The sequence below is a fragment of the Pandoraea eparura genome, assembly GCF_902459725.1.
GTDB lineage: Bacteria > Pseudomonadota > Gammaproteobacteria > Burkholderiales > Burkholderiaceae > Pandoraea > Pandoraea eparura.
Genome location: NZ_CABPSH010000003.1, coordinates 132,007 through 145,714, shown reverse-complemented (window position 1 = coordinate 145,714; position 13,708 = coordinate 132,007). Strand labels below are relative to the sequence as shown.

At 63.6% G+C, this 13,708-nt stretch carries 9 protein-coding genes and 2 tRNA genes; 7 read left to right on the top strand and 4 right to left on the bottom strand.

Features of this window, described 5'->3' with window-relative positions; genetic code table 11:
* The first annotated feature begins 129 nt into the window (after positions 1-129).
* The 6 genes from clpX (at position 130) to PEP31012_RS08625 (ending at position 6,829) form a co-directional block, all read left to right on the top strand.
* Positions 130-1,410 (top strand): ATP-dependent Clp protease ATP-binding subunit ClpX, encoded by a 1,281-nt coding sequence (clpX, locus tag PEP31012_RS08650; RefSeq protein WP_150588958.1) that lies wholly within the window; start codon positions 130-132, stop codon positions 1,408-1,410.
* A gap of 195 nt (positions 1,411-1,605) precedes the next feature.
* Entirely contained in the window at positions 1,606-4,026 is a 2,421-nt protein-coding gene (gene lon, locus PEP31012_RS08645) for an endopeptidase La (RefSeq protein ID WP_150588957.1), read from the top strand.
* 302 nt (positions 4,027-4,328) lie between these two features.
* The gene (locus tag PEP31012_RS08640) at positions 4,329-4,601 is read left to right on the top strand and encodes an HU family DNA-binding protein (protein WP_150588956.1); all 273 of its coding nucleotides are present in this window, start codon (positions 4,329-4,331) and stop codon (positions 4,599-4,601) included.
* A 56-nt stretch (positions 4,602-4,657) separates the two neighbouring features.
* A tRNA-Val gene (locus PEP31012_RS08635) sits at positions 4,658-4,733 on the top strand.
* Positions 4,734-4,747: 14 nt separating this feature from the next.
* A tRNA-Asp gene (locus PEP31012_RS08630) sits at positions 4,748-4,824 on the top strand.
* Between the two features lie 82 nt (positions 4,825-4,906).
* Positions 4,907-6,829 (top strand): SurA N-terminal domain-containing protein, encoded by a 1,923-nt coding sequence (locus tag PEP31012_RS08625; protein WP_150588955.1) that lies wholly within the window; start codon positions 4,907-4,909, stop codon positions 6,827-6,829.
* A 56-nt stretch (positions 6,830-6,885) separates the two neighbouring features.
* Here PEP31012_RS08625 and PEP31012_RS08620 read toward each other — a convergent pair whose 3' ends face one another.
* A complete protein-coding gene (locus PEP31012_RS08620) occupies positions 6,886-7,530 on the bottom strand; it encodes an arylesterase (protein WP_174978173.1) in 645 nt (214 codons plus the stop codon).
* Positions 7,531-7,582: 52 nt separating this feature from the next.
* On the opposite strand from PEP31012_RS08620, the gene PEP31012_RS08615 reads away from it, so the two are divergent.
* Positions 7,583-8,341 carry an ABC transporter ATP-binding protein gene (locus PEP31012_RS08615; protein WP_246171206.1) on the top strand — a complete coding sequence of 253 codons (759 nt, stop codon included), beginning with the start codon at positions 7,583-7,585 and terminating at the stop codon, positions 8,339-8,341.
* Positions 8,342-8,366: 25 nt separating this feature from the next.
* Here PEP31012_RS08615 and pgi read toward each other — a convergent pair whose 3' ends face one another.
* The 3 genes from pgi to PEP31012_RS08600 all read right to left on the bottom strand — a co-directional run bounded on the left by pgi (position 8,367) and on the right by PEP31012_RS08600 (position 13,547).
* Positions 8,367-10,034 carry a glucose-6-phosphate isomerase gene (pgi, locus tag PEP31012_RS08610; RefSeq protein WP_150588953.1) on the bottom strand — a complete coding sequence of 556 codons (1,668 nt, stop codon included), beginning with the start codon at positions 10,032-10,034 and terminating at the stop codon, positions 8,367-8,369.
* A gap of 114 nt (positions 10,035-10,148) precedes the next feature.
* Positions 10,149-11,759 (bottom strand): NAD(P)H-hydrate dehydratase, encoded by a 1,611-nt coding sequence (locus PEP31012_RS08605; protein WP_425494944.1) that lies wholly within the window; start codon positions 11,757-11,759, stop codon positions 10,149-10,151.
* A gap of 513 nt (positions 11,760-12,272) precedes the next feature.
* Positions 12,273-13,547 carry a D-amino acid dehydrogenase gene (locus tag PEP31012_RS08600; RefSeq protein ID WP_150588951.1) on the bottom strand — a complete coding sequence of 425 codons (1,275 nt, stop codon included), beginning with the start codon at positions 13,545-13,547 and terminating at the stop codon, positions 12,273-12,275.
* Positions 13,548-13,708: the final 161 nt, after the last annotated feature.

Sequence of the window (13,708 nt, the reverse complement as noted above, 5' to 3'; positions counted from 1 at the left end):
ATTTCTTGCCGTTGCGGGTGGGTCACACGCTCGCGCGGCATGGCGTTACAATGGGATTCACGTATGCCGCGTTTGCCGCCCCCGGCGGGGGACGACCGGGGCGCAAATTGCTAGCAGGCTGACACACATATGGTGGATAAAAAAAGCACTTCCAACGGCGAAAAGCTGCTCTACTGCTCGTTCTGCGGAAAGAGTCAGCACGAGGTCAAGAAGCTCATCGCGGGCCCGTCGGTGTTCATCTGCGACGAGTGCATCGATCTGTGCAATGAGATCATCCGCGACGAGGCCGCTGCGGCCGAAGACGAGAGTGGCAGCGGTGGCAAGTCCGACCTGCCGTCGCCGCAGGAAATCCGCGAGAGTCTCGATCAATACGTGATCGGTCAGGACCGCGCCAAGAAGATCCTGGCCGTGGCGGTCTACAACCACTACAAGCGATTGAAGCACCTCGGCGACAAGCGCGACGAGGTCGAACTCTCCAAGAGCAACATCCTGCTCATCGGGCCGACCGGCTCGGGCAAGACGCTGCTCGCGCAGACGCTCGCGCGTCTGCTCAACGTGCCCTTCGTGATTGCCGACGCCACCACGCTGACCGAAGCCGGTTATGTGGGGGAAGACGTCGAAAACATCATCCAGAAGCTGCTGCAGAACTGCAACTACGAGATCGAGCAGGCGCAGAAGGGCATCGTCTATATTGATGAAATCGACAAGATCAGCCGCAAGTCGGACAATCCGTCGATTACCCGTGACGTATCGGGCGAGGGGGTGCAACAGGCGCTGCTCAAGCTGGTCGAAGGCACGATGGCGTCGGTGCCGCCGCAAGGGGGCCGCAAGCACCCGAACCAGGATTTCATCCAGGTCGATACGACGAACATCCTGTTCATCTGCGGCGGTGCGTTCGATGGTCTCGAGAAGATCATCATGAACCGTACCGAAAAGACTGGGATCGGCTTCGGCGCGACGGTCAAGACGGGCGAAGAGCGTGACGCAGGGGAGTTGCTGCGTGACGTCGAGCCGGAAGACCTGATCAAGTTCGGCTTGATTCCCGAGCTGATCGGCCGTCTGCCGGTGGTTGCCACGTTGGGTAAGCTTGACGAAGACGCGCTGGTGACCATCCTCATCGAGCCGAAGAACGCGCTGGTCAAGCAATACCAGCGCCTGTTCGCGATGGAGGGTGTGGAGCTGGAGATCCGACCGGCCGCAATGCATGCCGTCGCGCGCAAGGCCATCAAGCGCAAGACGGGCGCGCGCGGCTTGCGCTCGATCATCGAACAGGCCTTGCTCGAAGTGATGTACGAACTGCCGTCGCTCAAGGGCGTCGCCAAGGTGATCCTCGACGAAAACGCGATCAGCGGCGACGGGAAACCACTTTTGATTTACCAGGAGTCGCCCAAGGTTGCCGGCTCCAATTGAACGGTCAACTCAGCGCTACCCGAAGCCGTTCATGGAAACATGGACGGCTTTTTTTCCTTCATACTAGTGCCACGGGCAATGAAACCCCGAGTGGTGCAACTTACCGGCGAAAGGGCTGTTCCATCCCCCTTGTAATTCCCGTCGGCGGCCTCAATTAGCTGGAACACAACGGTATCGTTAAATATGGGGAACGAGATGTCAGGCACCCAAATCCTCCCGCCCGAAGCGATTCAACTGCCCCTGTTGCCTTTGCGCGACGTGGTCGTGTTTCCGCACATGGTGATTCCCCTTTTCGTGGGGCGTCCAAAATCGATCAAAGCGCTTGAAACCGCCATGGAAGGCGGCAAGCACATCATGCTCGTCGCCCAGAAGGCGGCGGCCAAGGATGAGCCCACGTCCAAGGATCTCTACGAGATCGGCTGCGTGGCGAACATCCTGCAAATGCTCAAATTGCCCGATGGCACCGTCAAGGTGCTGGTCGAAGGGATTCAGCGCGCCCGCACTCTGAGTGTGGACGAAGAGGAAACCCAGTTCACGTCGGAAGTGATGCCGCTCGAACCGGACGACGGCAACTCCCCGGAATCCGAGGCGCTGCGCCGCGCGATCGTGGCCCAGTTCGATCAATACGTGAAGCTCAACAAGAAGATTCCGCCGGAGATCCTGACGTCGTTGTCGGGCATCGACGAGGCGGGTCGTCTGGCGGATACCATCGCCGCGCATCTGCCGCTCAAGCTGGAGCAGAAGCAGAAGATCCTGGAGATGTTCCCGGTCATCGAGCGTCTGGAGCACCTGCTCGCGCAGCTCGAGAGCGAGATCGACATTCTTCAGGTCGAAAAGCGTATCCGTGGGCGCGTGAAGCGCCAGATGGAGAAGAGCCAGCGCGAGTATTACCTGAACGAACAGGTCAAGGCGATTCAGAAGGAGCTGGGCGAAGGCGAAGAAGGCGCGGATCTCGAAGAACTCGAGAAGCGAATCAAGGCCGCGCATCTGCCGAAGGACGCCAAGAAGAAGGCTGACGCCGAACTCAAGAAGCTCAAGCTGATGTCGCCGATGTCGGCCGAAGCGACCGTCGTGCGCAACTATATCGACACGCTGGTCGGCTTGCCGTGGCGCAAGAAGAGCAAGGTCAACAACGATCTGTCGAACGCCGAGAAGGTGCTTGACGAGGATCACTTCGGCCTGGAGAAGGTCAAGGAACGTATTCTTGAGTATCTTGCCGTGCAACAGCGCGTCGAGAAGGTCAAGGCGCCGATCCTGTGCCTGGTCGGGCCCCCCGGCGTGGGCAAGACCTCGCTCGGTCAGTCGATCGCGCGTGCGACGAACCGCAAGTTCGTGCGCATGGCGTTGGGCGGCGTGCGAGACGAGGCAGAGATTCGCGGCCACCGTCGTACCTACATCGGGTCAATGCCGGGCAAGATCCTGCAGAGCCTGTCGAAGGTCGCCGTGCGCAATCCGCTGTTCCTGCTCGACGAAGTGGACAAGATGGGCATGGACTTCCGAGGAGACCCGAGTTCGGCGCTGCTCGAAGTGCTCGATCCCGAGCAGAACCACACGTTCTCGGATCACTACGTCGAAGTCGACTTCGATCTGTCGGATGTGATGTTCGTGGCCACCTCGAACTCGCTGAACATCCCGGCGCCGTTGCTCGATCGTATGGAAGTGATTCGCCTGTCGGGCTACACGGAAGACGAGAAGGTCAACATCGCCCAGCGTTATCTGCTGCCGAAGCAGAAGAAGAACAATGGGCTCAAGGAAGGCGAGATCGATCTGACGGAAGCCGCGATTCGCGACATCATCCGCTACTACACGCGTGAGGCAGGTGTGCGCTCGCTCGAGCGCGAGATCTCCAAGATCTGCCGCAAGGTCGTGAAGATGTTGTTGCTCAAGAAGGTCGATGGCGCGTCGATCAAGGTCGATGCGGGCAATCTCGACAACTTCCTGGGCGTGCGCAAGTTCGATTTCGGTCTGGCCATGAAGGAGAATCAGGTCGGCCAGGTCACGGGTCTGGCGTGGACAGAAGTGGGCGGCGATCTGCTGACCATTGAAGCCGCGCTGATGCCGGGCAAGGGCAACATCATCCGCACGGGTTCGCTCGGCGACGTGATGAAGGAGTCGGTCGAGGCCGCTCGCTCGGTGGTGCGTTCGCGTGCGCGCCGCCTCGGGGTGACGGATGAGCAATTCGAGAAGAAGGACATCCACATCCACGTGCCCGAAGGTGCGACACCGAAGGATGGTCCGTCTGCCGGTATCGCCATGACGACGGCGCTGGTCTCGGTGCTCACCGGAATTCCGGTGCGTGCGGACGTGGCGATGACCGGCGAGATCACGCTGCGCGGCGAAGTGCTGCCGATCGGTGGTCTCAAGGAGAAGTTGCTGGCGGCACACCGTGGCGGCATCAAGCTCGTGTTGATTCCGGAAGAGAACGTGAAGGATCTCGCGGAGATTCCCGATACGGTCAAGAATGCGCTGGAGATCGTTCCGGTGCGCTGGATCGACAAGGTGCTCGAGTTGGCACTGGAACATGCACCGACGCCACTGCCTGACGAAGAAGCGAAGGCTGCGCCTGTCACGCCGAATGCGGAGGCAAGTGGCAAGCAGGAAGTTATCAAGCACTGACGGTCATTTTTCGTGGGATGGGCAACGGGCGGCTTCGCCGTTGCCAGCTTCACGGGAAACTGCGTAAAAGGCTCGGGGTTTTCCCCGGGCTTTTTTTATTCACGCAACGTGTTCGAAAGTGACACCGGGAAAGTGCAGATTCAGGAGTGCTTCGTATGCCGCCAAAAGGGCGCAAAACGGCTTGACATCAGGGTTTACGGCTTGTCTAATGGCAAAGCCGACGGACCTAACAGATCAAAGTCAAGGCGCGCAAAGAGCGCCTCCGCGGCGCAATCGCCTACTATCCTTGCAAGGGGGTTACAGTGAACAAGACGGAACTGATCGATCATATCGCGGGTGAAGCAGACATCTCGAAAGCGGCTGCCGGTCGGGCACTTGATGCATTGGTGGGTGCGGTAAAGAAAGCGCTGAAAAAGGGTGATGACGTGACGCTGGTCGGCTTTGGCACGTTCCACGTGGCCAAGCGCGCGGCGCGCACCGGGCGGAATCCGCGCACGGGCGACTCGATCAAGATCAAGGCCGCGAAGGTTCCGAAATTTCGCCCTGGCAAAGGTCTGAAAGATACGTTAAACTAGCCAGCTTCCCTGTTTCGGCGGGGAGCAGCAGCAAGAACAACACTTGAATCGGGAACGGGTGCTTAGCTCAGCTGGTAGAGCGGCGCCCTTACAAGGCGTAGGTCGGGGGTTCGAACCCCTCAGCACCCACCAGTTCCAGATCTTGGGGAGCGGTAGTTCAGTTGGTTAGAATACCGGCCTGTCACGCCGGGGGTCGCGGGTTCGAGCCCCGTCCGCTCCGCCAAATTGTGAAAAGGCGAACTTCGGTTCGCCTTTTTTGCCATATGGCGTCGTAAGACGCATCCAGACGACTTTTCCGATTTCGTATGTTCGACTTCATCCGCCGGCATCAACGATTGGTTCTCATTTTCCTGACGGTGTTGATCGTGCCGTCGTTCGTGGTGTTCGGCGTTCATGGCTGGCAAGAATACGCCGCGGACGCAGGCACGATCGCCAAGGTCGGTGACCAGACGGTGACGCGCCAGGAATACGACAGCGTGCTTCGTGCGCAGACCGAGCGTATGCAACAGATGTTCGGTGGCGCCGTCGATGCCAGCCAGATCAACACGCCCGAAATGCGCGGCGCCGTGCTGGATAACCTGATCCAGCAGAAGCTCCTGACGCAGGAAACGCTCAAGAAGCACCTGTCGGTGCCCGACGCGCAGGTGCGAGAGGCGCTGCTCGCCATTCCGGCGATTGCGCAGTTGCGCCGCCCGGATGGTTCCATCGACGAAGCGAAGTACGAGCAATTGCTGTCCGCACAGAACCTGACGCCGCAGCGCCTCGAAGCGCAAATTCGTTTCGAGCTGGCGTCGAACCAGTTGCCGTCGAGCGTGCAGGCGAGCGCCATGTTGCCCAAGTCGGTGCTCGAGCGTTTCGCGCAACTGCGTGCCCAGCAGCGCGAGGTCTCGGTGCTGAGCTTCCCGGTTGCAGACTACGCCGGCAAGATCGTGCCGACGCAGGCGCAGATCCAGGCGTACTACGATGCGCACAAGGCGGCCTTCCAGACGCCGGAATCGGCCGAGATCCAGTACGTGGTGCTCGATCCGAAGGCGATGCCGGCGTCGGCGCAGACGCCCCCGAGCGACGACGTGCTGCGCAAGATGTACCAGGACAACCTCAAGCAGTACACGACGCAGGAACAGCGGCGTGCGTCGCACATCCTGATCGCATCGCCTGCCGACGCCTCGCCGGCCGATCACGCCAAGGCGAAGGCCAAGGCGGACGCATTGCTCGAGCAGGTCAGGAAGCACCCGGACGACTTTGCCAAGCTCGCCAGCGCAAACTCGGAAGACCCGGGCTCGAAGGCCAATGGCGGCGATCTGGGCTTTTTCACGCGCGATGCGATGGTCAAGCCGTTTGCCGATGCCACGTTTGCGCTCAAGCACGAGGGTGACGTGAGCGATGTCGTGAAGAGCGATTTCGGTTATCACATCATCAAGCTGACAGGTATCAAGCCGGAGCAAACGAAGTCGTTCGATGAAGTGAAGGCGCAGCTCGCCGATCAGTATCGCCAGCAGGAGTCGGCGAAGGCATATGCGAAGCTGGCCGACCAGTTCACCAACGCGGTGTACGAGCAACCTGACAGCGTGCAGCCGGCGGCCGACAAGCTCAACCTGAAGGTGCAGACGGCCACGGTCACGCGCACGCCGGATCCGGCGCAGGCCAAGAGCCCGATCGGCAACGAGAAGCTGCTCAAGGCCGTGTTTGGCGATGAAGCCCTCAAGAACAAGCGCAATACCGAGGCGGTGGATGTCGGTCAGGGCGTGCTGGTGTCGGCACACGTGGTGAACTACCATCCTGCCGCCACGCCGCCGCTCGCGCAGATCGAAGCGCAGGTCAAAGCGAAGGTGATCGCCGATCTGGCCGAGCAGGCTGCGAAGTCGGCCGGCGAGGCCAAGCTCGAAGCGCTCAAGAAGGGGGGCGACGCCGCATTCGGTGCCGCGCAAACGGTTTCACGAGACAATCCGGGCAAGCTGCCGGCGACGGCATTGAGCGCGATCTTCAGCGCCGATACGACCCACTTGCCAGCGTATGTCGGTGTGGCGTTGGGCGAAGATCAGGGCTACGCGGTGTATCGCATCGGTAAGGTCACGCAGCCGGCAGAGCAGGACGCACAGCGTCTTGCCGCGCAGGCACAGCAACTCAACCAATTGGCGGCTCAGGCCGAGTGGAACGCCTGGCTGGGCGACCTGCGTGCGCGCTCGAAGGTGAAGATCGTCAACGATGTCACCAAGTCGGGGGCCTGATCCGGCGACGGCTGTCGGTGGATGAGAGAAAAACGCGGCTGACCGGCCGCGTTTTTTTATGCGCCGGATTTCGGCGATCGTGGGCGAGGCGGACTCGTAGGGGATTTGCCGGCGGGCTTGAGCAGCGGTTTCACGGTCGGCCAGACGTTCTGCAGGATTTGCGGATGCGCCTTGGCAAGCGGGTGAATCTGATCCTGCTGGAACCAGTCGGGATGTTCGATCACGCCAGCGAGCAGAAACGGCACGTAGCCGGTCTTTTCCTGCTTGGCCAAAACGGAAAACATGGTGAAGAACTGCTCGCTGTAGTCGAGCCCGTAATTCGGCGGAATGCGCATGCCGACAACGATCACGCGGCTGCCCGCCTTGCGCGCCGCGGCGATCATCTCGCGCAGATTGCTGCGCGTGAGGTCGAGGGGAATGCCGCGCAGCGCGTCGTTCCCGCCGAGTTCCAGGATGGTGATGGCGGGGTGATATCGGTCTAGCAGCGGTGCGAGACGCGAGCGTCCACCGCTCGTCGTGTCGCCGCTGATACTCGCATTCACGACGTTATAATCGAAGCCGCTTTGCGTGATCGTCTGCTGCATCAGATTGACCCAGCCGGTGCCGCGCGCGATGCCATATTCCGCCGAGAGGCTGTCGCCGACGACCAAAATCGTCGGCGCCGCCGAACTTGTCGCGTTCGCCGGGGTCCCTGACAGCATGCACCCGCCGATGAGCGCTGAGGCGGCCAATTTCAAGAACTCTCTTCTTGCCATGTCGTTTTCCGAAAACGTGATTGAGGTGCGCGGGCTGGGCAAACGGTTGCGTGACGCGACCGGCGATCTGGTCATTTTGCAGGATATCGACGTCACCGTCGCCAAAGGCGAGAGCGTGGCCATCGTCGGCGCGTCGGGGTCCGGGAAGTCTACGCTGCTGGGCCTGATGGCCGGGCTCGACACCGCGACCGACGGCAGCATCACGCTGCTTGGCAAGTCGCTCGGCGATCTCGACGAGGAGGGCCGGGCCGCGCTGCGACGTGGTGCCGTCGGTTTCGTCTTCCAGTCGTTTCAACTGATGCCGCATCTGACCGCGCTCGAGAATGTAATGCTGCCGCTCGAACTGCTGGGTGAGACACGCAACGTGGCCGATCGTGCCATTCAATTGCTGGAACAAGTGGGGCTGGGGTCGCGCTTGGCGCATTATCCGAAGCAGCTCTCCGGCGGCGAGCAACAGCGTGTGGCGCTGGCGCGCGCCTTCGTCACTCACCCCACCGTGCTGTTTGCCGACGAACCGACGGGCAGTCTCGATACGGCGACGGGGGAACGGGTGATCGACCTGATGTTCTCGCTCAACAAGGCGAGTGGCGCGACGCTGGTGCTTGTGACGCACGATCTGGCGATTGCGCAACGTTGCGACACGACGGTGCAGCTCGCCGGTGGACGACGGGTCGATGGCGCGTCTGACGTACAAGGCGTACAAGGCGCGCAGCGCGCACAAGACGCACAGGGCGCAGGGTCGACAACGCCGCAGTGATGTGAGACTGCGGCGATCCTTCGCGTCAGGGCTTCGCTTTCAGCGCGTTTCCCGCCAGTCGTATCAACGAGGTTGTCGAGGCATCGTGCGCGTCGGGGGTGAGCAAATCCGGGTCGGCGAGTTCGGGCTCGATCGCGCGGCTCAGCGTTTTGCCCAATTCAACGCCCCATTGGTCGAACGGATTGATGTTCCAGATGGCGGCCTGCACGAACACCTTGTGCTCATAGAGCGCGATCAGTGCCCCCAGACGCTCGGGTGACAACTGATCGATCACAAGCGTGTTGCTCGGACGATTGCCGTCGAAGCGGCGTTGCGCCCCCAGCGGTCCCGCGACCTGCTCGGCTGTTGCCATCGAGCCGCCTTTCAGCAACGCTTCGCTTTGCGCGAAACAGTTGGCGAGCAGCTTGCGGTGGTGATCGAGATAGGCTGGCGCATCGTATTGCGGATTCAGGACTGCGATGAAATCCACCGGTACCAGCGTGGTGCCCTGGTGCAGCATCTGGAAGTAGGCGTGCTGGCCGTTGGTGCCCGGCTCGCCCCAGAGGATCGGAGCGGTTTGCCAGGCGACCGGCGTCCCGTCGATCTGTACCGACTTGCCGTTGCTCTCCATGTCCAGTTGCTGCAGATATGGGGGCAGCTTCTGTAGCGCGTCGGTGTATGGCGCGATGGAGAGCGTCTGGGCGTCGAAGAAATTTCGGTACCAGATGCCGAGCAGCCCAAGCAGCACCGGCATGTTGGACTCGAGCGGCGCGCTGCGGAAGTGCTCGTCCATCGCGTGGGCCCCGGCGAGTAGCGCGTCAAAATGGCGTGCGCCGAGATAGAGCATGATGATGAGCCCGATCGACGACCATAGCGAATACCGTCCGCCTACCCATTCGCCAAACTCGAACACGTTCTCGCGGCGAATGCCGAATCGCATCGCTTCCTCGGCGTTGGTCGATACAGCCACGAAATGCTTGCCGAGTTCGCCTTCCGGAATGCCATGCGAGATGAACCAGGCGCGAATCGTACGCGCGTTGGTCATGGTCTCGAGCGTGGTGAAGGTCTTCGAGCACACCACCACCAGCGTGCTCTCCGGGTCGAGCGACGGGAGCGTGCGCGCCAGTTCGGTGGGATCGATGTTGGCAATGAAGTGCGCGCTCAGATCGCGTCGTCCATAGACGGCGAGCGCGTCGCACACCATGCGCGGGCCGAGATCCGACCCGCCGATACCGACGTTGATCAGATGGCGGATGCGCTTGCCCGTGGCACCGACCCAACGCCCGTCGCGCACCCTTTCACTGAAGGCGCGCATGCGCGTGAGGGTATCGTGCACGCCGTGGCTGACGTCGCCAGCGGCGTCGTGAAAGGTCATGCCCTGCGGCGCGCGCAGCGCAACGTGCAACGCTGCGCGATTTTCGGTGACGTTCACCGCGTCGCCGGCCCACATCGCGTCTCGCTTGGCCGGCAGGCCGCATTCGCGGGCAAGTTGCGCGAGCAGCGTGCGTGTGGTTTCGGTAATGCGGTTCTTCGAGTAATCGAGGTACAGGCCGGCCGCACGCAGCGAGAATTGTTCGACGCGTGCATGGGCACCGGTGCCCGAGAACCAGTCGCGCATGTGCTGCGAGGCGATCGCGTCGCGGTGCGTGAGCAGGGTACGCCAGGCAGGGAGTTGATCCAGACGTGGGGATGGCGCGGATGGCTTGTACGGCATGTGCGATAAGGACATTTCGACTAAGCGCAGTATAACGGGTGTCGCCGCGAAATCGCGGTGAAATGCTCGGTTAGACGGCGTTGAAGTTAGCGCGAATCCGACTTGCGCAAGCGCTCAGGGCGAACTGCCCGACGTCGTGCGAAGCGCGTGAACGCATCGCCCCGCGCGCGCGGCCTCGTTGAGCCAGTCGGCGAGTTCGGCACGCATGGCGGGCAACAGTTCGGAGGCGGTCAGCCCGGCAGGGCCAGCGCCTGCGTCGACGCAGCGTTCGGCAGCCCGGCCGTGCAGCCAGACGGCGGCCAGCGCGGCTTGGGTTGCGGGCATGCCCTGCGCGAGCAGCGCACCGATCGCGCCGGTGAGCACGTCGCCCGTGCCCGCCGTGGCCAGCCCGGCATTGCCGGTGGTATTGATCCAGGCGCGCGTACCGTCGTCAATGACGGTACCCGACCCCTTGAGCACGATCGTTGCCCCGAAATGTTGCGCGAGTGCACGGGCGCTCGCCAGCCGATCCGACTGAATGCGCGTGACGTCGCTACCCGCCAGGCGAGCGGCTTCGAGGGGGTGCGGCGTCAGGACCGTGGGCCCATTACGGCGGCGCACGCGCTCCGCGAGCGCGGGCTCGGTGGCCAGCAGATTGAGGGCGTCGGCATCGATGACCAGGGGCGTGTCGTCCAGTGCGAGTGCCCGCGACAGGCACGCGGCCGATGCGGCGGAGGTTCCGAGCCCGGGGCCGACGGACACGGCCTGCATCGTCGTGAGGTCGAGGTTCTCCGCATGGCGCAGCATCAGTTCGGGATGCTGTGGATCCCAGGCGGGTGCATCGTGGGCGACGAAGCCGACATAGACGCGTCCCGCGCCGGTCATCAGTCCGGCTCGCGCGCAGAGCAGCGGCGCACCCACCATGCCTTCGTGGCCGCCAAGCACCGCCAGCGACCCATAGCTGCCCTTGTGGGTCGCGTGATGACGCTGCGGCAACTGCGCAAGGAACGCGGCAGGCGCGCTCGTCGTAATGACCGTGCCGTCCGGCGGTCCGGAGCGCGCGGCAGCCAGCATCTCGTCCGTTCCCAACGTGGCCACCAGCACTTCACCTGCAACGTCGCGTCCCGTCGCCGTGAACAGCCCGGGACTGGCGCCGAGCATGGCCATGGTGACGTCGGCGCGGATGACAGGGCCATTGACGACCCCGGTCGCCGCCGCCAGCCCGCTCGGAATGTCGATGGCGAGCACCGGCGTGCCCTGAGCCTGAGCGTCGACGACGCGCTCGACGAGTGCCGCGGCGGTGCCTTCGAGCGGGCGCGTCAGGCCGATGCCGAAGAGGCCGTCGACGATCCACGCGTAAGCCAACCGCTGCGGCCAGATGGCCGGGACAGGCGCAACGGGCACGCCCGCGGCGAGCGCTTCGGCGTGTGCCCAACGCGCGTCATCGGTGGACGGCGATCCAAGCTGCCAGACGTCGACGCGCAGCCCGCGCCGATGCAATTCGCGCGCGGCGACGTAAGCGTCGCCCCCATTGTTGCCCGGCCCGGCGAGCAGCAACACCGGCTGGTGGCCTGCACTGGCGAGGGCTGGCAAGCGACCGGAGAGCCACTCGGCGACGGCAGCGCCGGCGCGGGCCATGAGCGTGTGTGCAGGGAGTTTGGCGGCGGCGGCTCGCTCGACCCCGCGCAGCGTGCCCGGAAGCCACAAGTCGAGCGCGTTGCGCGCGCAGGCACTTGTCGAGCCGATAGAGCGTGCAAGGGGGGCCGCGCTGGCAGGTGCGGCAGGTGCGGCAGGTGCGGCAGGTGCGGCAGGTGCGGCAGGTGCGGCGGGTGCAGCGGGTGCAGGGGGTGCAGCGGGTGCGGCAGGTGCGGCAGGTACAACGGATGCGGGCGGGGCGGCAGGTGCACCAGGTGCAGCAGGTGCACCAGGGGCGGCGGGGACGTTGGCGCGCGATGAGTCGGACATGACAGGCGAAACTCCCGGGATCGAGGGGCGGCGAACGTTGCACGGCGCCGCATGCTTGCTTCGACGGCGCGGGCGCGGCAAGTTCTGCGTGCCAATCTTGAGATTATGCCTTCACCGTATCGTTGTGCCTGCCGGCGTGAATCTGAATACGGTGTCGGTTTTCACCGACAGGGCCCTGCCGAGCCTGGATTTGCGACCGACGATGCTGGCGCGCAGGCGCCCTTGCGAGCGTCGGATCGGGCCGGTCCCTGTCACGGAGCGGCCCGTTTCCATCCGCTCTAGGCGCGGCGCATCTTAGCTTGCGTAACGAGCGAGTGTCAGGCCATTCAGATCGATTTCCGGCGTTTGTCCGGAGATGACGTCGGCGAGCACGCGGCCCGAGCCGCAGGCCATCGCCCAGCCGGTCGAGCCGTGGCCCACGTTCAGGAAGATGCCGGGCAGCGGCGTCGCGCCGAGCAGGGGCGGGCCGTCGGGGAGCATCGGACGGGCACCGACCCAGGCGCGTGCCTCGCGGTACTTGCCCGCGCCGGGGAACCAGTCCGTCGCCACTTTGTACAGCGTAGCGATGGCGCGTTCGCGCAGCACGAGCTCGGTATCGCCCAGCTCGGCCGTCCCGGCAATGCGCAGACGGTTGCCTTGCGGGGTGATGGCGGTCTTGTACGACTCGTCCATGACGGCGATGCGCGGGCTGAACAGTTCGGTCTTGACCGGCACCGTGATCGAGTACCCCTTGATCGGCCAGAGCGGCAGGTCAATACCCAGTGGGCGCAGCATTGTCGCACTCGCCACGCCTGCCGCGATCACGACGGCATCGGCCTCGAGCGTCGCGCGTTGGGCGAGCTGCGCAGTGCTGGCCGTCTCGACCGTGACCCCGGAGCGCCCCATGTTCGGGCGCACCGACAACACGGTCGTTTCGGTGGCAAGCGTTACCCCCATCTCGCGGGCAATCTGGGCGAGACGCTTGGTAAAGAGCGGGCAGTTGCCGGTCTCGTCGCGGGGCAGGTGCAGGCCGCCCGCCAGTTGGGCATCGGTCGAAATCGCCGGTTCGAGCTTGCGGCACTCGTCGGCCGTGAGCAGGCGGTGCGGCACTTCGTTCTCGGCGAGCATGGCGCGCGCCGGTTCGCTCATCTTGATGTCGCGATCGGTGCGAAACAGTTGTAAATAGCCTTGCGTCTGTTCGTATTCGAAGACGTGCGTCTCGCGCAGCGCATGCAGGCAACGCTGGCTATAGAACGCGAGTCGCTGCATCCGCTCGCGATTGGCGCGGTAGCGTTCAAGCTTGCACTCGCGCAGCCAGCGAGCCGCCCAGCGCCAGGTGCCGGCCGACAGGCCGGGCCGGAAGATGAGCGGGCTGGCCGAACTGAACAGGTGGCCGAACAGCTTGCGCGGCATGCCCGGCGCGGCCCACGGCGTGACGTAGCCGGGCGCGATGACGCCCGCATTGCCGAAGCTGCTTTCCTGAGCCACCGTGCTGTTGCGCTCGACGAGCGTGACCGTATGCCCCGCGGCGGCCAGATAGTAGGCGGTACACGTGCCAATGACCCCGCCGCCGATAACGATGACCTTCATTCCCAACCGTCTGGTGTGTGGCGAACGCCCGTACGTTCGCTTGTTAGTGTCGTTGTGTCACGCGCCGCGCCCGGTCGCCGGTTTCGCGGCCCGTGCTGATGACGGGGCGCATAGGTTACCAGAGAGACGCCCTCACAGGGCGGTAGGCTCCCCAGAATGCG

Excerpts from the sequence above, each read along its gene's own strand:
- PEP31012_RS08625 (WP_150588955.1), top strand. The coding sequence starts at position 4,907 with ATGTTCGACTTCATCCGCCGGCATCAACGATTGGTTCTCATTTTCCTG.
- PEP31012_RS08615 (WP_246171206.1), top strand. The coding sequence starts at position 7,583 with ATGTCGTTTTCCGAAAACGTGATTGAGGTGCGCGGGCTGGGCAAACGG.
- lon (WP_150588957.1), top strand. The coding sequence starts at position 1,606 with ATGTCAGGCACCCAAATCCTCCCGCCCGAAGCGATTCAACTGCCCCTG.
- PEP31012_RS08600 (WP_150588951.1), bottom strand. The coding sequence starts at position 13,547 with ATGAAGGTCATCGTTATCGGCGGCGGGGTCATTGGCACGTGTACCGCC.
- PEP31012_RS08620 (WP_174978173.1), bottom strand. The coding sequence starts at position 7,530 with ATGCTGTCAGGGACCCCGGCGAACGCGACAAGTTCGGCGGCGCCGACG.
- clpX (WP_150588958.1), top strand. The coding sequence starts at position 130 with ATGGTGGATAAAAAAAGCACTTCCAACGGCGAAAAGCTGCTCTACTGC.
- pgi (WP_150588953.1), bottom strand. The coding sequence starts at position 10,034 with ATGCCGTACAAGCCATCCGCGCCATCCCCACGTCTGGATCAACTCCCT.